Source organism: Anaerotruncus massiliensis (ex Togo et al. 2026) (assembly GCF_030825285.1).
Classification (GTDB): domain Bacteria; phylum Bacillota; class Clostridia; order Oscillospirales; family Ruminococcaceae; genus Anaerotruncus; species Anaerotruncus massiliensis.
Genome location: NZ_JAPJQF010000054.1, coordinates 1 through 17803 on the forward strand (window position 1 = coordinate 1; position 17803 = coordinate 17803).

At 65.5% G+C, this 17803-nt stretch carries 21 protein-coding genes and 4 tRNA genes; 17 read left to right on the forward strand and 8 right to left on the reverse strand.

Translation table 11 applies throughout. From position 1 onward, the window contains the following. Positions 1-148: 148 nt before the first annotated feature. From RCI06_RS12225 to RCI06_RS12235, 3 genes are read left to right on the forward strand one after another with little or no spacing between them, the layout of a single operon-like run. The gene (locus RCI06_RS12225) at positions 149-544 is read left to right on the forward strand and encodes an Rrf2 family transcriptional regulator (protein ID WP_101549430.1); all 396 of its coding nucleotides are present in this window, start codon (positions 149-151) and stop codon (positions 542-544) included. Then, positions 541-867 (forward strand): ATP synthase subunit I, encoded by a 327-nt coding sequence (locus RCI06_RS12230; RefSeq protein WP_276874052.1) that lies wholly within the window; start codon positions 541-543, stop codon positions 865-867. The genes RCI06_RS12225 and RCI06_RS12230 overlap by 4 nt, the downstream gene beginning before the upstream one ends. Next, the gene (locus tag RCI06_RS12235) at positions 864-1427 is read left to right on the forward strand and encodes a sugar O-acetyltransferase (RefSeq protein ID WP_276874055.1); all 564 of its coding nucleotides are present in this window, start codon (positions 864-866) and stop codon (positions 1425-1427) included. Before RCI06_RS12230 ends, RCI06_RS12235 begins: the two co-directional genes overlap by 4 nt. A gap of 287 nt (positions 1428-1714) precedes the next feature. Here RCI06_RS12235 and RCI06_RS12240 read toward each other — a convergent pair whose 3' ends face one another. Genes RCI06_RS12240 through RCI06_RS12265 form a run of 6 tightly spaced genes read right to left on the reverse strand, consistent with a single transcriptional unit; the run spans position 1715 to position 8455 of the window. Continuing rightward, a complete protein-coding gene (locus RCI06_RS12240) occupies positions 1715-2284 on the reverse strand; it encodes a hypothetical protein (protein WP_101549436.1) in 570 nt (189 codons plus the stop codon). A 17-nt stretch (positions 2285-2301) separates the two neighbouring features. Continuing rightward, on the reverse strand, positions 2302-3552 hold the full coding sequence (locus RCI06_RS12245) for a putative glycoside hydrolase (protein WP_306576232.1): 1251 nt from the start codon (positions 3550-3552) through the stop codon (positions 2302-2304). 45 nt (positions 3553-3597) lie between these two features. Next, complete coding sequence (locus RCI06_RS12250; RefSeq protein WP_101549440.1) at positions 3598-4206, reverse strand: Rnf-Nqr domain containing protein; 609 nt, start codon at positions 4204-4206, stop codon at positions 3598-3600. A 31-nt stretch (positions 4207-4237) separates the two neighbouring features. Next, entirely contained in the window at positions 4238-4888 is a 651-nt protein-coding gene (locus RCI06_RS12255; protein ID WP_101549442.1) for an Rnf-Nqr domain containing protein, read from the reverse strand. Continuing rightward, complete coding sequence (locus tag RCI06_RS12260) at positions 4839-5849, reverse strand: RnfABCDGE type electron transport complex subunit D (protein WP_101549444.1); 1011 nt, start codon at positions 5847-5849, stop codon at positions 4839-4841. Before RCI06_RS12260 ends, RCI06_RS12255 begins: the two co-directional genes overlap by 50 nt. Further along, a complete protein-coding gene (locus RCI06_RS12265; RefSeq protein WP_306576233.1) occupies positions 5846-8455 on the reverse strand; it encodes a 4Fe-4S dicluster domain-containing protein in 2610 nt (869 codons plus the stop codon). The genes RCI06_RS12260 and RCI06_RS12265 overlap by 4 nt, the downstream gene beginning before the upstream one ends. A gap of 62 nt (positions 8456-8517) precedes the next feature. On the opposite strand from RCI06_RS12265, the gene RCI06_RS12270 reads away from it, so the two are divergent. Beyond that, positions 8518-9090 carry an adaptor protein MecA gene (locus RCI06_RS12270; RefSeq protein WP_306576234.1) on the forward strand — a complete coding sequence of 191 codons (573 nt, stop codon included), beginning with the start codon at positions 8518-8520 and terminating at the stop codon, positions 9088-9090. A 4-nt stretch (positions 9091-9094) separates the two neighbouring features. On the opposite strand, the gene rpe is transcribed toward RCI06_RS12270, so the two are convergent. Continuing rightward, positions 9095-9757 (reverse strand): ribulose-phosphate 3-epimerase, encoded by a 663-nt coding sequence (gene rpe, locus RCI06_RS12275; protein WP_101549451.1) that lies wholly within the window; start codon positions 9755-9757, stop codon positions 9095-9097. Positions 9758-10024: 267 nt separating this feature from the next. On the opposite strand from rpe, the gene RCI06_RS12280 reads away from it, so the two are divergent. The 6 genes from RCI06_RS12280 (at position 10025) to RCI06_RS12305 (ending at position 11658) form a co-directional block, all read left to right on the forward strand. Beyond that, a tRNA-Gly gene (locus RCI06_RS12280) sits at positions 10025-10098 on the forward strand. Between the two features lie 30 nt (positions 10099-10128). Beyond that, positions 10129-10205, forward strand: a tRNA-Arg gene (locus RCI06_RS12285). A gap of 91 nt (positions 10206-10296) precedes the next feature. Beyond that, positions 10297-10373 (forward strand) — tRNA-His (locus RCI06_RS12290). A gap of 42 nt (positions 10374-10415) precedes the next feature. Beyond that, positions 10416-10490, forward strand: a tRNA-Gln gene (locus tag RCI06_RS12295). Between the two features lie 103 nt (positions 10491-10593). Then, entirely contained in the window at positions 10594-11091 is a 498-nt protein-coding gene (locus tag RCI06_RS12300; protein ID WP_306576235.1) for a GNAT family N-acetyltransferase, read from the forward strand. A gap of 204 nt (positions 11092-11295) precedes the next feature. Next, positions 11296-11658, forward strand: a complete 363-nt coding sequence (locus RCI06_RS12305) for a helix-turn-helix domain-containing protein (protein WP_101549455.1) — start codon at positions 11296-11298, stop codon at positions 11656-11658. 70 nt (positions 11659-11728) lie between these two features. Here the strand turns inward: RCI06_RS12305 and RCI06_RS12310 are convergent, their stop codons facing one another. Then, the gene (locus RCI06_RS12310; protein ID WP_121587456.1) at positions 11729-12184 is read right to left on the reverse strand and encodes a metallopeptidase family protein; all 456 of its coding nucleotides are present in this window, start codon (positions 12182-12184) and stop codon (positions 11729-11731) included. Between the two features lie 153 nt (positions 12185-12337). Between RCI06_RS12310 and RCI06_RS12315 the strand changes: the two genes are divergently transcribed. The 7 genes from RCI06_RS12315 to RCI06_RS12345 all read left to right on the forward strand — a co-directional run bounded on the left by RCI06_RS12315 (position 12338) and on the right by RCI06_RS12345 (position 17723). Beyond that, positions 12338-13303, forward strand: coding sequence for a peptidylprolyl isomerase (locus tag RCI06_RS12315; protein WP_101549457.1), 966 nt, complete (start codon positions 12338-12340; stop codon positions 13301-13303). 74 nt (positions 13304-13377) lie between these two features. Next, a complete protein-coding gene (locus tag RCI06_RS12320) occupies positions 13378-14736 on the forward strand; it encodes an MATE family efflux transporter (protein WP_101549459.1) in 1359 nt (452 codons plus the stop codon). Positions 14737-14885: 149 nt separating this feature from the next. Continuing rightward, complete coding sequence (locus tag RCI06_RS12325; RefSeq protein ID WP_172439163.1) at positions 14886-15482, forward strand: sigma-70 family RNA polymerase sigma factor; 597 nt, start codon at positions 14886-14888, stop codon at positions 15480-15482. Positions 15483-15623: 141 nt separating this feature from the next. Continuing rightward, the gene (locus RCI06_RS12330; protein ID WP_101553177.1) at positions 15624-15902 is read left to right on the forward strand and encodes a zinc-ribbon domain containing protein; all 279 of its coding nucleotides are present in this window, start codon (positions 15624-15626) and stop codon (positions 15900-15902) included. A gap of 155 nt (positions 15903-16057) precedes the next feature. Next, positions 16058-16267 (forward strand): DUF1858 domain-containing protein, encoded by a 210-nt coding sequence (locus tag RCI06_RS12335; RefSeq protein WP_101549464.1) that lies wholly within the window; start codon positions 16058-16060, stop codon positions 16265-16267. After that, a complete protein-coding gene (locus RCI06_RS12340; RefSeq protein WP_306576236.1) occupies positions 16267-16959 on the forward strand; it encodes a class I SAM-dependent methyltransferase in 693 nt (230 codons plus the stop codon). Before RCI06_RS12335 ends, RCI06_RS12340 begins: the two co-directional genes overlap by 1 nt. Then, complete coding sequence (locus RCI06_RS12345; protein WP_276873547.1) at positions 16956-17723, forward strand: Nif3-like dinuclear metal center hexameric protein; 768 nt, start codon at positions 16956-16958, stop codon at positions 17721-17723. The genes RCI06_RS12340 and RCI06_RS12345 overlap by 4 nt, the downstream gene beginning before the upstream one ends. Positions 17724-17803: the final 80 nt, after the last annotated feature.

The following is a 17803-nucleotide window of genomic DNA, read 5'->3' on the forward strand; positions in this document are numbered from 1 at the left end:
GCGGCCGCCGGCCGCCAGCCGACAATCTCCGCCGCTCCTTGAGCGGCAAATCCGGGAACCCCGCCCTTGACAAAACGCGCCGAATGTTATACACTTAATTAGTATAGTTTATTCCTTTTGGAAAAGCGCGAACAAAGGAGCGGATTTCATGTATATCACCCTCGAAGCCGACTACGCGGTGCGGATTGTCAACTGTCTGGCGAAGAACGGGAGCCGGATGGATGCCAAGGCGCTCTCCGCCGCGACGGGCGTGACCCTGCGCTTTTCCCTCAAAATCCTGCGCAAGCTGGTCGCGCAGGGGATCGTGCGGTCCTATAAGGGCACGCAGGGCGGCTACGAGCTCGCCCGCGCGCCGCAGGAGATCCCGCTCGGAGAAGTCATCGAGACGGTGGAGGGCCCGATTACGATCAGCCGGTGCGTCGGCGGCGACGGGGAGTTCCAGTGCACCCGCGTCGAGGAGGGGGAATGCCGCTTCAACCGCGCCTACGCCGAGATCGCGAAGCTGGTGCGCGACCGCCTCTACGCCATCCATTTCGGCGAATGACCGCGCCGTTTGCCGCGGGGCTGGCCGCCGGGTGTGTCTGGGCGGCGGCGGACGCGCTGCTGCTGCGCTATGCCGCGAAAAAGGCGGCGAAAGCTCCCGAACGCGCCGGGACCCTTGTCATGCTGGGGTTTGCGGCGCGCTGGTTTTTTACGATCGCGCTGATCGCGCTGGCGCTGTTTTTACCGCAGCTCGACGCAGTGGGAGCGCTGTTGCCGCTGATCGCGCAGAAGCTGCTGCTGGCCCTGCTCGCGGCGCTGCCCCGCGGACAGAAAACAGACGCGCCGCCCTCCGGCGGCGCGCGAAAGGAAGATGGACCAAAATGACAGAACGTGAGAAGATGCTCGCCGGAGAACCGTACGATCCCGGGGATCCCGAGCTGGTGCGGCTGCGTCTGATGATGCGGCAGATCTGCCAGGCCTACAACAATTTGCCGCCCGAGGACGAAGCGGGGCACGACCTCCTGCGCATGCGGATGCTCGGTGCGCACAAGGAGCGCGCCTACATGGAGCCGCCCGTGTGGTTTGATTACGGCGTCAACACCTCGGTGGGCGAGCGGTTTTACGCCAACTTCGGCCTGACCGTGCTGGACAGCGCGCAGGTCATCATCGGCGACTATGTGGAGATCGGTCCCAACGTCGATATCTACACCGCCACCCATCCGCTCGATCCGACCGCGCGCGCCACCGGGCTGGAATATGGAAAACCGGTGCGCATCGGCAACCACGTCTGGATCGGCGGGCATACGGTAATCAACCCCGGCGTGACGATCGGCGACAACACGGTGATCGGCTCGGGCAGCGTCGTGACGCGGGATATCCCCGCGGGCGTGCTGGCCGCCGGAAATCCCTGCCGCGTCATCCGGAAGATCGTGGAGAGCCTGTGACCAAAGGGAACTTTCGAGAAAGTTCCCTTTGGAAACCCTCAAAGCGTCTGGCGCAGGCGGGGCGCTGCCCGCAGCTGTCCGCGCGTCCCGTGAGGAGCGCTAAAGGCCGCCCAGCCGGGCGGCCTTGTTCATGCGGAGAGTTCCCTTTGGAAACCCTCAAAGCGTCTGGCGCGGGCGGGGTGCTGCCCACAGCCGTCTGCGCGATATGAAAGCAAAGGAAAGCGGCCGCCCTTGCCGGGCGGCCGCTGTTTTTTGTTTATGGGCCCGCGCGTCCGGAGATGCGGCGGTCAATAGTCGATGACGACGAACTCCCCAAGGTTTTCGGGGGCGTCGAGGGGCTTTGCGAAGTCGGCCGGGTAGAAGCACCCGGAGTGGGGCTTTTCGGGCCCCTCGCAGAGCTTGTAGAGGTTGCCGGTAAAGGCCGTGCCCTTAACAGGGGAGAAGCGCGGGTAGTAGGTCTTCATGACGGCGGCGGAGAGGAAGAGGTTTCCGCCCCAGAACACCCCCTGGAGGTCCTCGCCGGTAAACATGTGGAGCGAAGCGGCCTCCGCCGCGACGAGGACGGCGGTGACGTCCTCCGCGCCGCGCAGAATCCGCATGCTCCGGTCGGCGCGGATCAGGAGGGTAAGGGGGGGCTCGTCCCCGGTAAAGCGGAAGACCGCCCGCAATTCGCTCTGCGGGAGCGGCTCCGCCTCAAACGCGAGCAGCTGGAGGGAGAGCCCGCCGTGAGAAAAGCAGACGCGCGCCTGGGAATAGGGCTTGTAATCCCGCTTTTCGAGCGGGAAGGTGGTGAGCTTGGCGACATGGAGCGTCTCGTAGTCGGGCTCGCCGGGAAAGAGGCGGACTTTAAAGGCCATGTAAAAACCTCCTGTAATCAGACGTCGGGCTGCGGGTAACTGCCGTCGGGGCTGTAGATGATGTAGCTGATGACGCCGTTTTGGGAGGCGGCGCCGATCTGGGCGTTAATATCATCGACCGTATACATCTTATTATTCTCGATCGTGTAGGAGGCGGGATACGCCTGCACGAGCACGGTGACGTTTTTGCCCGCGACATCGGGGGCGATGAATTTGAGCAGGCTGTCGACGGTGCCGCGCGGGTCGAGCACGGGCGCCTCGAGGGAAAAGCTCTCGAGGGTGAAGCCGTCGCCGAACTGGGCGGGCATCACGCCGATGGTCACGTTGTCGTTGGCGATTGCGAGGGGGTTGGAGCCGTAGTAGGTGTTGTTGGCGCCGAGCGCGGCGAGTCCGGAGATGTAGACGCTCACATCGCCGCCCTTGGCCTGCACCTGCTGGTCGATCTGGTCGAGAAAGACGGAGAGCGCGTCCGACCGGGTCACACCCTCCGCGGTCGGGCCGTAGGAGGCGTACTCCTGCCCGTAGCCGGTGGGGAAGCTGACGTTGTCGAGCAGGATCCGTCCCACCCCGAGCGACACGCTCTCGGTGGCGATGTCGATGATGTAGGCGCGGGCCAGGTCGGAGTAGGGATTGAGCCATGGCATGCCGCCCTGGTCGGCGGCGTTGTCGAGCCAGAGGATCTCCGTGTTCATGTACTTGATGCCCGCGTCGGGGATCCGGGAGGGCGCGATGGGATCCCGGAAGGCGTTGAGCCGCCCGATGGGGATGAGGTTCTTTTCCTTGAGCTTTTGGCAGAGGGCCCCGAGGTCATAGGCGTTTTCCGCCTGCGCGCCCGTCTGCGCCACAAGGTCGAGGTCGGATCGGTAGAGGATGTTGCCCTGCTGGTCCTTGAGGTCGAAGAGCACCGCGTTGATCTCGGTGCGGGTGAGCTCGTCGAGCAGCTGGTCAAGCACGGCGGAATCCCGGATCTGCGCGTTCGTCAGGTAGAGCGCGCGCACGTCGGCGGGGACGGGCGGCTCCGGTTCGGGCTCCGGCTCGGACGCTTCGGCGGGCGGGGGCGCGGGCTCGGCCTCGCTCTGCGCGTTGTGTGAAGCGGCCGCGAGCGCGCCCGAGAAGTAATCGCGGATGGGGCCGTAGGCGTTATAGCCCACGAACGCCACGATAAAGACGGCGGCGGCGACCAGCGCCCCCCGCAGGACGAGCGAGCCCGTCGAGCGCTTGCCGCGGTAGATGCGGTTGTACCGTTTGATCTTGTAATTCTTTGCCATCGTATCACCACCGTTTCAGGATAGGCGCCTTTGGGGGGAGGCCCGTCAGGTCGGGAGCTGGTGGCCGATCAGCCCATAGATCGCCAGGGAGAGGATTCCGATATAGAGCAGCATGATGGGCAGCCCGCGGAAGGCGCGGGGCACGTCGGACAGGGCGATGCGGCGGCGTCCCTCCCGCACGAGCAGCAGGGCGGCGGTGTAGCCGATCCCCGAGCCGAACGCGAAGCCGACGGTTTTGACAAAGCCGTAGCCGCCCGAAAAGGCGATGAGGATGGTGCCGAGCACGGCGCAGCTGAAAGCCGCGTTCGCGGCGTCCCGGCGCAGCGGATAGTGGATGCGCGGAAACCACGCGCGGGTGACGAGATAGAGCAGCGTAAAGACGGCGCAGACGCACGCGAGCGTGGAGATCGACGTCAGATAGCGGATGCCGAGCCGGGTGGAGAGCTGCTGCTCGCGCAGCAGCCGGTTGAGCGGCCACGCGAGCGCGGCGGAAACGACGGTGATAAAGGTGAGCGCCGCGCCGAACGCAAAGATGCGGCGGGGAGCCCCCATCATCAGCGTGTCCCTGCTCGACCCGAGCCCGCGGGTAAAGACCGCGTTCTGCAGCACGGCCGCGGAGAGGGCGATGATCAAAAACTCAGACAGGACGTTCATGGGTTACCTCCATAGAAAACCGGCGGGCCGGTTATTCCGGTTTGGGATTGTGCCGCCGGTAGGAAAAGACGAGCGCCGCGCGCCGCAAAAACCGCACGAGCGCGCTGAGCAGCGCAACGGCGATAAAGCCCGCGAACGCGATCTGGACACCCTCGGCCTTGAAGGGGAGGGGGACCGGCACGCCCCACAGGGAGCCCGCCCCGAGCAGCTCGCGGAAGAAGGCGATGAGGCACATGGCCAGCGCGAAGCCGAGGCTGTAGGCGGCCGCGTCGACGAGCGCCATGACGGGCCGGTCGGCCGGGCGCTCATAGCGGGCGCAGAGGGTCAGCAGGATGGTGTTGACCGAGAGGATGGGCACATAGATGCCCAGCGAGTCGGCGACCTCGGGGGAGATGGGCAGGATGAGCGGCACGCACGCGACGACCACCACCATTGCGAAGAGGGTGTAGACCACGGGCGAAAACCACCTCGGCAAAAACCTGCCGACCAGCGAGGCGAGCAGCACGGTGGGGATGAGCGAGCAGGCGAGCAGAATGGAGATCGAGACGCTGCTGCGCAGGCTGGTGGTGACCATCACCGCGAAAGGGAGCGCCAGCCCGCAGCAGAGCACGGGGTTCCTGCCGAAGATGCCGTCAAACCAGCGTCCGCGCCTGCGGGCGCGTTTTAGCTTTTCTAGCTTCAAGGTGTTTCCTCCTTATGGCGCGGTGCAGCGATTCGTTGTAGCGGTCGATCAGCGGGACGAACGCGTTCGCAATGAGCACCGCGAAGGGCATACTTTCCTCGTACCCGCCGAAATAGCGGAAGAGCATGGCGACCACGCCCGCGAAGACGCCGTACACCGCCATCGAGGAGTCCCGTTTGGGGCTGGTGACGGGGTCGGTGAGGACGAAGACCGCGCCGAAGAGCAGCGTCCCGGACATGAGCTCGTAAAAGACCGCCTGCAATCCGGTCCCAGCGCGCGGGAAGAGGAGCGTCACCGCGGCGCAGGCCGCGAGGAAGGGCAGCGGGAGCTGCCAGCGCACCGTCCGCCGGAAGATGAGATAGACCAGGCAGGCGAGAATGACGAGGATGTTGGTCGCGCCCATCGGGCCGGGGTAGTTGCCGAAGAGCAGCTCGGTGAGGTTGTTGGTGGGAACGCCGCCGACCTTGAGCACGAAGGCGGGGTTCTGGTAGAGCTGCGCGGTCACCTCACCGAAGGCGGGGATGCGGTCGAAGGGCATGGGATACATGAACACGAGCCCTGGCCAGCAGATCGCCGCGAAGGAGAAGCCCGCCGCCCCGGGGTTGAAGAGGTTCTGCCCGGTGCCGCCGAAGGGGTGCTTGACGATCGCGATGGCGAAGACGGCGGCGGACGCGACCACGTAGTAGGGGATCGTCGCGGGCATCGTCAGCGCGATGATGAGCCCCGTAACCACGGGGGAGAGGTCGCGCGGGTTGGGGCGCCTGCCGCGGATGAGGGTGCACAGCGCGTCGCAGACGACCGCCGTGACGACCGACACGGCGCAGACGATCAGCGCGCGCCCGCCGTAGTAGAGGAACGCCAGCACGCACAGCACGAGCAGCAGGATGATCATATCGGACATGAGCGTCCGGTTGCTTTCGGGAAAGCGGATGTGGGGGGCCGCCCTGCGATTCAGTTTCAACGGTCGTCCCCCCCTTTTTCGGTGGAATCATTTTTGCGCCAGCCGCGCATCGGGTCCGGCTTCGGCGCGCCCGCCGCCGCCAGCGCGGCGGCCGGTTCCCCGGCCTCCTTTGCCGGCGCGCTCTCCTCCGCGACCGCTTCGGGCGGGAGCAGCTCCACCTCCTCGAGGGGAGCGCCGGGCGCGTCGGTGGGGGACGCCGTCCGCGCGGCCTCCTCCGGGATGCCCGCGGACCCGCCGCCGGCAACGGCGGGCTCGGCGATAACGGCCTCGGCTGCGACAGGCGCGCCGGAAACGGCTTCGGCGGTTATGGGCCCGGCGCCGGGCTCCGGCGCGGGCTCACCGGGAATGTCGTTCCCGCCGAGCACCACCGTGACCGGCCGCCCCTCAAAGGCGGCCTGCGCCTGCCGCGCGGCGTCCGCCGCGGCGCGGGCGTTTTCCTTTGCCCGGTCGAGCGCGGCCTCGATGTCGGCGCGCGCCCGTTCGTCCGTTTGGCGCGCCTCCTCGAGGCGCGCCTCATAAGCGTCCTTCGCGGACTGCCTGGCCCGCTCGTATTCCCGCTGGGCGGCCTCGTAGACCTCCAGCGCCCTTGCGCGCGCCTGTGCGTCCGCTTCCTGCGCCGCCTCGTAGACCTTCAGCGCGGCGGCCTTGTCCGCCTCGCAGGCCTCCTGCGCCGACTCATAGGCTGTCAGCGCGGCGGCCTTGTCCGCCTCACAGGTCCGGCGCGCCGCCTCGCAGGTCTCCCGCGCGGCGAGCTTGGCCGCTTCCGCGGCCTGCCGTGCGGCGGCGGCCGCCTCCTTGGCGGCGGCGCGGGAACGCACGCCCTTTTCGAGTTCGGATTCGTAGCCGGCCTTCGCGGCGGCCTTTGCCTCGCCGCAGGCGGCCTGCGCCTCGGCGCGGACCCGTTCCGCGCCCGCCTGGAGTTCGTCCAGCGTCCTTTTGAACGCCTGCCTGTCGTCGTCGGAAAGCGCGGAATTGCGCTCGGCCTTCGCCAGCGCCTTCGCCGCGTCCTTTTCGGCGCTCTGCTGCACCTTGAGCGCGTCGGAGAACGCCTTGTCCGCCGCCTTCTCCTCCGCCTGCATCCGCTTGAGCGCGGCGGCGTCCGCGCGCTCGGCGGCCCGGTCTGCGGCCTCCGCGGCGGCAGCCGCGTCGGAGACCGACTTGTCGGCGGCCTGTTCGGCGGCCTGCCTCTGCCGCTCGGCCTGCGCGAACGCGCTGTCGGCGGCCTGCCCGGCCTCCTGCTTCCGGCGCAGCGCCTGCGCGAGCGCCTCGTCGGCGGCGCGCTGGGCCGCCTGACTCGCTTCGAGCGCCTGCGCGAGGGCGCGGTCGGCCTGCGCGTCGGCGGCACGGTGGTCCGCGAGCGCCTGCGCAAGGGCGCGGTCCGCCTCCCTGTCCGCGGCGGCGTGCGCGGCCGCGGCTTCGCCCCGGCGTTTTTCGTCGGCGCGGCGCGCGGCGGCAAGCGCCCTGCGGTGGTCGATTTGCGCGCGGTGAAGCGCGTAATCGGCCAGATAGCTCTCATAGTCGGCGGCATCCTTCTTGGCGAGCAGGGCGGCGTTCGTCCGGATCGAACCGGCCATCGGCTTAAAGCTGCGCGCGGCCTTCTGGACCGTCTCGGACAGGTCGAGCTTGGCGGGGCACATGTAGCTGCAGGTCCCGCAGCCGATGCACATCTGCGCGTCGAGGGTGCGGAAGGCGGCGTACCGCTTTTCCTGGACGGCGCGGTAGATAAAGAAGGGGTTGAGCCCCTTGGGACAGACGTGGACGCAGCGGGAGCAGCCGATGCAGCCGAACCCGAGGCTTTTGAAGTCCTGGCGGAAGGCGAGGACGGCGCGGGTGGAGGGGGTGACGAGGGTGTTCTCGGTGTCGATGACCGAGATGCCGGTCATCGAACCGCCCACGACGACGCGCGCGGGGTCCTCGATGAGCCCGCAGCGTTCGAGCACCTGCGCGACGGTCATGCCGAGGGAGACCTCGAGGTTGGTGGGGTTGCCGATGCAGTCGCCCGCGACGGTGACGAAGGTGGTGGTCTGCGGGCGGTTGAAGAGGACGGCGCGCGCGAGCTGGATGAGCGCGCCCACGCCGATGAGCAGGACGTCGTCGTCGGCCTCGAAGGCCTGCGACGCCTGGTATTCGGCCGGATAGCGTCCGCGGATGCGGCGGACGGAAAAGCCCTCGATCTTCCGCGGGATGCGGATGTCGAGGTCGGTCAGATTTTTATAGACGGCGAACTGCGCCTCCGCGGCGCCCGCCGCGCGCTGCGCGAGGCGCAGGCCGAGGGCGCTATGCGCGGGGTTCTTGAGCAGGGGGCCGAGCTGGCTGGAGAGGTAGGGCTCGTCGTCGACCGCGTCGGCGATCAGCAGGCGGGGAGGCGTTTGCTGGCAGGCGGCCAGCTTGTCCGCGAGCGGCTGGCCGTCCCGCTCGTCGACGATATGCGCGTCGCGCGCGAGCGAAGCGATCTCCGCCGGCGTGAGGGAATCCGCGTCCCCGACGGGCGGGCGGTCCATCGTCACGCCGATGGTGTCGGCATTGACGAACTCACGCAGGTCCCGGGAGAGCGCGGGTTCTTTATGCTGCTGAAGCAGGATGCCTTTATAGAAAAAACCCGCCATAAGCAACCTCCGATAATCAAAAAATTGCGAAGAACATAAGATAGTGCGGGGGGGAATGTGCGATGGAGTATCAACAGCTCGGCCCGCGCCGCCTGCGGGTGGCGCTCACGCGCGAGGAGCTCGAGGAGCTGGGCCTCAGCTACGACGCGCTCGACTACCGCGACCTGCGCACCCGCTCGCTGCTGCTGACGCTGCTGGAGACGGCGCGTGGCGCGGTGGAGTTCGAGGCGGGCGGCCGCATCCTTGTGGAGGTGGCCCCCACGGGGGAGGGCGGCTGCGAAATCTGTTTTTCGGGGCTGGACCGGCGCCGCCCCCAGCGGTGGAAGGTGCGGCGTCATGTCGCCGCGCCCGTCGTCTACGCCTTTGACGACGTCGACGCCCTGATCGAAGGGTCGGTCAAACTGTTCCGGCGCTGCTCCCACCGGATCCTGCGCAGCGCCCTCTACCGCATGGGGAGGGGCTGGCGGCTGGTGGTGCATCCGCTCGACGAGGCGGGCGGGGTGACCCTCTCGCTGCTCGACGAATTCGCGCCGCGCTGCGGGGAGGGGGAGCTGGCCGAGGCGTGGCTCGGAGAGCACGCCGAACAGGTGCTGGACGACAAGGCGGTCGACCTGATCTGCGCCTATTTCGGCTGAGGGGTCAGAGCGCGCCCTCGGCGGCGGCGCGCAGCCCCGCGACCGCGGCGGCGTAGTCGGGCTTCCCGAAGAGGGCGCTGCCCGCCACAAAGACGTTCGCGCCCGCGCGCACGACGGCGGGGACGGTGCGTTCGTCGATGCCGCCGTCCACCTCGATGTCCATCGGGACGCCCAGCCGGCCGCATTCGCGGCGGACGGCCTCGATCTTGGGGCACATGTCCGCCATGAACTTCTGTCCGCCGAACCCGGGCTCCACCGTCATCACCAGCACCATGTCGAGCTGGGAAAGATAGGGGAAGAGGGCTTCGGCGGGGGTCCGGGGCTTGATGGTCATGCCGCATTTTTTCCCCTTCGCCCTGATGGCGTCGATGACGGCCTGCGGATCGCTTTCGCTTTCGACGTGGAAGGTGACGATATCCGCGCCCATGTCGCAGAACTGCGGCGCATAGGTGAGCGGGTCGCTGATCATCAGGTGCACGTCGAGCGGCAGGGCGGTCTTTTTGCGCAGGGAGGCGACCACCGGCAGTCCGATGGAGATGTTGGGGACAAAATGACCGTCCATCACGTCGACGTGTACCATTTCGACGCCGGCGCGCTGCATGGCGGACACCTCGGCCTCGAGGTTGGCAAAATCACAGGCGAGGATGGATGGGGAAATTTTGAACATGGCTGCCTCCGTAAAGTGATCTCCCGCAAATGCGGGGCAAAAGGCACTTTTGGCCTTGAATGTGCACGAATATTATATCGTAATGTGCCGTGGATTGCAAGAAAATAGGGTCAACGGTCGCAGAATTCACAGGGCGTTCACCATTTGGCCATCTCGGGGCGGGAGGGGGCCGCCCGCGCGGCCGGGAAATAAAGGCACGCGCGGGCACGGAAATCTATTGACAAGGGATGGCAAATTTGCTAAAATTAAATGCGTCGCTTAAAGCCTGCGGGTGTAGTTCAATGGTAGAATGTCAGCCTTCCAAGCTGAAAACGTGGGTTCGATTCCCATCACCCGCTCCATAACCCCCGCGCCTGAGGGCGGCCGATTGTGCGCCAGTAGCTCATCCGGATAGAGCAACTGCCTTCTAAGCAGTAGGTTGGGGGTTCGAGTCCCTCCTGGCGCGCCATTTTCACTTTGCGCCAGGCCTCCTTGAACGCGAAGCGTTCTCGTCGGGCCGAGACAAACGCGCCGTCCCTGAAAACGGGACACGCCATATGGTGGGTATAGCTCAGTTGGTTAGAGCGCCAGATTGTGGCTCTGGAGGCCGTGAGTTCGAATCTCATTACCCACCCCATCAAATTCCCCGGCCGCGTAGCGGGCGGGGAATTTCTCAAATTGGGCCGTCGTCAAGCGGTAAGACACAGCACTTTGACTGCTGCATTCGCAGGTTCGAATCCTGCCGGCCCAGCCATACAAAAACCGACTTGTTTCGACAGGTCGGTTTTTGTATGGTCCGCGCCGCCCGGACGGAATCGTCCGTGGGGCGGAAATACGACGGAGAGGGCGTGAACGCCATGTGCGCTGATCAAATGTCCCTGCGGTTCGCGGTCCCGGAAGATTTGGACCGGATCTGCGAAGTGGAGGCGGCCTGCTTCCCGGCGGGCGAGGCGGCCCCGCGGGAGGTCCTCGCCGAACGGCTGAAGGCCTACGCCGGGTCCTGCTGGCTGCTGGAGGACGGGGAGGTCCTGGCGGCCTTGATCAACGGGATGCCCACGGACGAAAAGGACCTGCTGGACGGCATGTACGGGTCGACCGGCTGCTACCGGGAAAATGGCCGGTGGATGATGATTTTCGGCGTGGATACGGCGCCCGCGTACCGGAGGCGGGGCTGTGCGGCCCGGCTCATGAAGCGGGTGATCGCGGACGCGAAGGCCGGGGGCAGGGCGGGCGTCGTGCTGACCTGCAAGGAGCGTCTGATCCCCTATTACGAGCGGTTCGGGTTCCGGAACGAGGGCCTGTCCGCGTCGACGCACGGCGGGGAAACCTGGTACCAGATGCGGCTGACCTTTTAGAGGGCCTGCTTAGAAGCCCCCCGCGGACGGGGAAAAGGGGAACAGCTATGTAAAATTTCATCCGCCGGAGACGGTTCGCTCCACCGCGGAAACGCCGGTGGGACCGTGGTTTCGAGGGAGATAAGCAATATAATTCTAGAAATAGAATGGTTTCCATAATCAGGTAATAACTCCTATAATTTCAGTGGAAGGAGTTGATTGCCGATGACCGTACAGGAACTTGGCCGGAGCGTCAGATTCCGCAGGCAGCAGATGGGCGTTTCACAGGAGAGCTTTGCGGCGAAAGCGGGAATCAGCCTGCGGAAGCTCAGCGACATCGAGTGCGGCAACGGGAACCCTACCTTCGACACGATGGACAGCATCGCCGCCGCGTTCGGAATCCAGATCGAGGAACTGATCTGTGCCGACGTCGAGGTGGACCTGCTGCCCCGGAACGACCTCTCCCGCCTCCAGCCGATGCTGGACCGCCTGCCGGAGGCACAGCAGGAGCTCTTCCTGTCCGCCGCGGAGGGCGTTCTCATCCAGTGGACCGAGCGGAGCAGGGCGGGACACGGCGCCGCCCTATAATAAATGGGGCTTTGATACGGGATATGGAAGAGGGGAGCGGCGTGCCGCTCCCCTTTTTAAATGACCGGGATCATTTGCGCGGGCGGCGGCGGAAGAGCCGCCCCTCCCGGCGGCCCGCTTCCAGCGCGGCGCGCCGGGCCCGCTCCGGATCCTCCCGCGCGGCGTGCCGCCGGAGGTAATCGCCAAACTGCGCCTCGTCCTCCCGGTCGAGCGCGTCCTCGCCCGCGAGGGCCTCGATGTGGTGGCGGAACTCGTGGCGGACGGTCTTGCGCAGTTCCCGGCGCAGCTGCAACGGCCCCAGACGGCCGAACAGGCGCGCGAAGGAGCCGTAGTAGAGGACGATGCTCCGCCCGAGCGGCCCCTCGCAGTACTCGCCGAGGATATAGAGGTCGTCCTCCCGCGCCGCGGGGTCTCGTTTGGCCTCCTCCAGAAGGCAGACGCCCCCGTTGAGCTCCTCAAAAAAGGCGTCGGGCAGTTCGTCCAGGAGCTCCCCGAGCATCTCCCGCATCTCGTCGATCGATATCATAGAAATCCCCTTTGCACGGCGTTTGTGGGAACAGGATAGCGCGGATCGGCCGAAAAGTCAACCGCGGATGAAAATTCACAAACCGTTCCTTGTGAAAGCGGCGCGCGTGTGGTATACTACTAGCCTAACGATCAAAACAAAGGAGCCAAACACATGAAAAAAATCCTGACGATATTCCTGACCCTCGCGGTCATGCTCACCGCCGCCGCGTGCGGCGCCAAGGAGGAGGGCACGGAGAGTTCCCCGGCGCCGTCTTCCGCCGCTGAGGAAAGCTCCTCCGAGGCCTCGCTGCCCGAGCCGGGCCCCGTCCCGACCGAGGTGGGCGGGGAGGGCCTCGCGCTGATGGAGCAGATGACCGCCGCGCTCGAGGGCACGGGCGATTACGCGGACAACCCCACCGCCTCGATCGAGACGAGCGAGGGGACGATCCGGGTGCGCCTCTTCCCGAAGGAGGCCCCCAAGGCGGTGGAGAACTTCCTCACCCATGCGAGGGAGGGCTACTATGACGGCCTCACCTTCCACCGGGTGATCAACGACTTCATGCTCCAGGGCGGCGACCCGAACGGCGACGGCACCGGCGGCGAGAGCATCTGGGGCGGGCCGTTCGAGGACGAGTTCTCGCCGGTGCTGCGCAATTTCCGCGGCGCGCTTTCGATGGCGAATTCGGGCGCGAACACCAATGGCAGCCAGTTCTTCATCGTGCAGCGCAAGGACGCGCTCTCGGGGATGGGCCTGTCCGACTACCTGCTGAACCTCTATATGAACGACCAGGTCTCGGCCGCGCAGCGGGAGATTTCCGAAATGGCGGCGGGCGGCAAGTCGCAGGAGGAGGTCAACGCGCGGATCGACGAGCTCAACGGCGAGCTTGACGGCAAATATGCGGCGGGAGTCCCGCAGGATTACGCGGACCAGAAGCTCCCGGCGCTCAAAAAATATGAGGAGGTGGGCGGCACGCCCCACCTCGACGATGTGCACACGGTGTTCGGCTATGTGATCGAGGGCATGGACGTCGTCGACAAGATCGCCGCGCTCGACACGGGGGAGACCGACCAGGCGGGCAATCCGGCCGGCAAAACGAGCAAGCCGGTGACCATCGTCAAGGTCACCGTGGAGGAATAGGCCCCCGGACAGGGAGGCCGGGCGGGCCGCGGGCCCGCCCGTTTTTTGTGGTTTGAGGACAGAGAGGGAATGGAATGAAACTGTTTGTAAACGACCGCGGCTTCTATAAGTCGCTGATGCTGATCGCGGTGCCCATCGCGCTGCAAAACCTGATCACCGTGGCCGTCTCGATGATGGATACGCTGATGATCGGACAGCTCGGCGAGGTGCAGCTGTCCGCGACGTCGATCGCCAACCAGCTGTGGTTCATGCTGATGGTCGTCTGCTTCGGCGTGGCGGGCGGCGCCAACGTGCTGATCGCCCAGTACTGGGGCAAGCGGGACGTGGAGGTCATCCGCCGGGTCGAGGCGATCACCTATAAGATCGGGATGGCGGCGGCGGTCGTCTTCTCCTGCGTGGCGCTCTTTTTCCCGCGCCAGTTCATGGGCATCTTCACGACCGAGGAGGCCGTCATCGATTTCGGCGTGCAGTATCTGCGCATCCTCGGGTGGTCCTATCCGTTCTATACGGCGGCGAACCTCACGATCATGATGCTGCGCTCGGTGGGGACGGTGAATATCTCGATCGCCGTCTATCTCGCCTCGCTCGTGGTCAACACGTCGCTCAACTATGTGCTGATCTTCGGCAAGTTCGGCGCGCCGAGGCTGGAGGTGCGCGGCGGCGCGATCGCCACCGTCTGCGCCCGTCTCGTCGAGTTCGGCATCGCGGCGGGCTACCTCTTCCTGAAGGAGAAGAAGATCCGCTTCTCCCTGCGCGACCTGCTCCCGAGCAACCGCGACTTCTACAGGAAGTACTTCACCGTCTCGATCCCCGTCATCGGCAACGAGCTGATGTGGGGGATCGGCACCTCGATCACGGCGGTGGTCATCGGGCGCATGGGCACCAACTTCGTGGCCGCCAACTCGATCTACACGGTGATCAACCAGCTCGTGTCGGTGATGATCTTCGGCGTGGGCAACGCCGCCCTCACCGTCGTGGGCAACACGATCGGCGCGGGCGAGTACGAGAAGGCCAAGCAGCGCTCGGTCACGCTGCTGGCGCTGTCGGTCGTGCTGGGGCTCTTTTCGGCGGCGGTGACGCTGGCGCTCGGGCCGGTGGTCATCTCCTTCTACAACTTCTCCGAGGCGACGATCTCGATCGCCCGGGGGATCACCCGCGTGGGCGCGCTCATCGTCTTCTTCCAGTCGCTCGCGATCACCGGCATGGTGGGCATCCTGCGCGCGGGCGGGGACGCCAAGTTCGTGCTCATCTGCGAGACGGCGTTCCTGTGGGGGGTGGCGGTGCCGCTCGGCTTCGTGACGGGGCTCATCCTCGGCTGGCCCGCGCCCGCCGTCTTCCTCTGCCTCAAGTGCGACGAAATCCTCAAAACGGTGGTCTCGAGCTTCCGCATCCTCGGCTTCAAATGGCTGCGTGATTTGACGGTACGCGATTAGCCGCGCGAAATTTTGGGGAAAACGTCAAAAAACCGGGGGAGCAGGCGTGCTATTTTTGAAATAGCTTGACAAAACCGGACCCCGTGGCTATAATGAATAACGAATCAATTTGGTCACTGCGTTTTACACGCCGGGGAGAACGAGGTCTCATGAACGACACTGCAAAATCCACCTCTCTCTGCGACGCCAGCGACGAGGCCCTCGCCCTGCGGGCAAAGGGCGGCGACGACGAGGCGCTGGCCATCTTGATCAAGCGGTACGGATCGTTTGTCCACGCGCGCGCGCGTTCCTATTCCAGGGGCGGGCCGGACGCGGACGACCTCTACCAGGAGGGCATGATCGCGCTGCTCAAGGCGGTGCGCAACTACCGCGAGGACGCCCCCGGGCGCTTCAAAACGTTTGCCGCGGTGTGCGTGAACAACAAGCTCATCAGCACCGTGACGGCGCATATGCGCGACAAGAACGCGCCGATGCGCAGCTATCTTTCGCTGGGCGAGGACGTGCCGGAGGAGGCGCTCGCGTCTCCCGGAGACGACCCCGAACAGCTGCTGATCGCGAGCGAGGAAACAAACGCGCGCAACCGGCAGATAGCCACCCTTTTGTCCCCATTTGAACGGCAGGTTTTAAGATTGTACCTCAGCTCCTACTCTTACGACGAGATGTCCCGCGAACTCGGTTCATCCTCGAAAGCTGTTGACAACGCCTTGCAGAGAGTGCGGCGAAAGCTGCGGAGCGTTTTCCAGTGAAAACGCACGCAATCCATTTTGTGACAGTCCCGAGAGGGATTGCATAATAACTACCCTTTGGCGCCATTGGCAGAGCTTGGTTTTCAATCTCGGTCCACGCAGTTCCAGCGGGTAAATCAAATTTTAAGCGAGGTAACCAAAATGTACACTGACAAAACACTGACATGCAAAGAGTGCGGAGCCGAGTTCGTCTTCACAGCGGGAGAGCAGGAGTTCTACGCTGAGAGAGGCTTTGTCAACGAGCCCCAGCGCTGCAAGGCTTGCCGCGATGCCCGCAAGAACAATGCGCGCCCCCAGAGAGAGATGTTCACCGCCACCTGCGCTTCCTGCGGCGGCGAGGCGAAGGTTCCCTTCCAGCCCCGTGAGGACCGTCCGGTCTACTGCTCCGAGTGCTTTGCCAAGATGAAGGAGCAGCAGTAATCTGTTTGCATCTTCCGGCCGCCGTTTTATAACGGCGGCCGTTTTCATGCCCTGAAAAGTTGGATTTTCCCCTGTTCGCGGCGCAAAAAAGATGTTATAATAGCCGCAAGGAACCCGCGGCCAAAAATCGGATTCCCAAAACGGAGGTTTGTAAAATGATCTATACGAAGGATACGCTGATCGGCGAGGCGCTGGACAACGACATGTCCCTCGCGAAATATTTCCTTGAGATGGGGATGCACTGCCTGGGCTGCCCCTCCTCGCGCGGGGAGACGATCGCGGAGGCGTGCATGGTGCACGGGGTCGACTGCGACGCGCTGCTCCGCAAGCTCAACGCCACCGACGCCAAGAACGTGCTGGCCTGATGGAACGCCTGCCCAAGCTGGACGCGCGGCTCCTGACCATCGCCTCGATGGTGCGGGAGGGGGCGCGCTGCGCGGATATCGGCTGCGACCACGGATATCTGGTCGCCTGGCTTGCCGCGCAGAAAAAGATTTCCGCGGGCTGCGCCTGCGACATCAACCGGAAGCCGCTGGAAAAGGCGGCTTTCACTTTGTCCGAATACGGCGTCGCCGACCGGGTGAAACTGATTCTGTGCGCGGGGCTCGACGGGCTTCCGGCGGGCGGGGCGGACGACATCGTGATTGCGGGGATGGGGGGCGACCTCATCTGGGAAATCATCGGCAAAGCCCCCTGGACCCGCGACCCGGCGCTGCGCTTCGTGCTCCAGCCGATGACCAAATCCGAGCGGCTGCGCCGCAGCCTCGCGGAGAACGGCTTTGATATCCTGCGGGAGGAGGCGGTGGTGTCGGGAAACTTCCCCTACGCGGTCATACAGGCCGCCTATACCGGCCGGGCGCGGACGCTCACGCCCGCCGAGGCGTACTGCGGAACGCTGCTCGACGACCCGTCGCCCGCCGCGCGGCGGTACCTTGCCAAGACGGCGCGGCTGATCCGCGAGCGGGTGGAGGGGCTGGGACGCGCCGCCAGCCCCGGGGCGGAATACGAGGAACTGCGGGCGCTCTTAAAAGAACTGGAAAGCAGGTGCACGGCATGAACGTAAAGGACGTCTATAACGCCATCGACGCGGCGGCCCCCTTTTCGCTCGCGATGGATTTTGACAACCCCGGGCTGCTCGTCGGGGACCCGGACGAGCAGGTGAAGGGCGCGCTCGTCGCGCTCGACGTGACCGACAATGTAATCGACGAGGCCGTCTCGCGCGGCGCGAACCTCATCGTGACCCATCATCCGGTGATCTTCCACCCCATGAAGCGGGTCACCGCCGACACCCTCGTCTGGCGGCTTGTCCGGGCGGGGCTGTCGGTCGTCAGCGCCCACACCAACCTCGACATCGCCAGGGGCGGCGTCAACGACATCCTTGCCGCGCGGCTCGAGCTTGCGGACACCGCGCCGCTTGAGGAGACCTGCCCCGGCGAGGGCATCGGCCGCGTGGGGACCCTCGCGCGCGGCATGACCCCGCCGGAATTCGCCTACTACGTCAAGCGGATGCTCGACCTCCAGGCGGTGCGCTACTGCGACGGCGGCCGCGCGATCGAGCGGGTGGCGGTATGCGGCGGCTCGGGCGGAAACATGCTTGAGGCGGCCGCCGCCGCGGGCTGTCAGGCGTATGTCACCGGAGACGTCAAGCACGACGTGATGCTCGACGCGGTCCACCGCGGAATCACTTTGCTCGACGCGGGGCATTTCGGCACCGAAACGATCGTTCTAGACTACCTCGCGGGTCTCGTCCGCGCCGCCGTCGGGGAAGGTGTGCCCGTCGTGATCGCGCGCACGAACGTCGACGTGACGACCACGATTTAGATTTTCGCTCGTCGAGCGGCGGAGTTACCGGGTCCCGCCCCGGCGGGCGGCCCTATTTCTTGGCCGCCCAAGAAATAGGG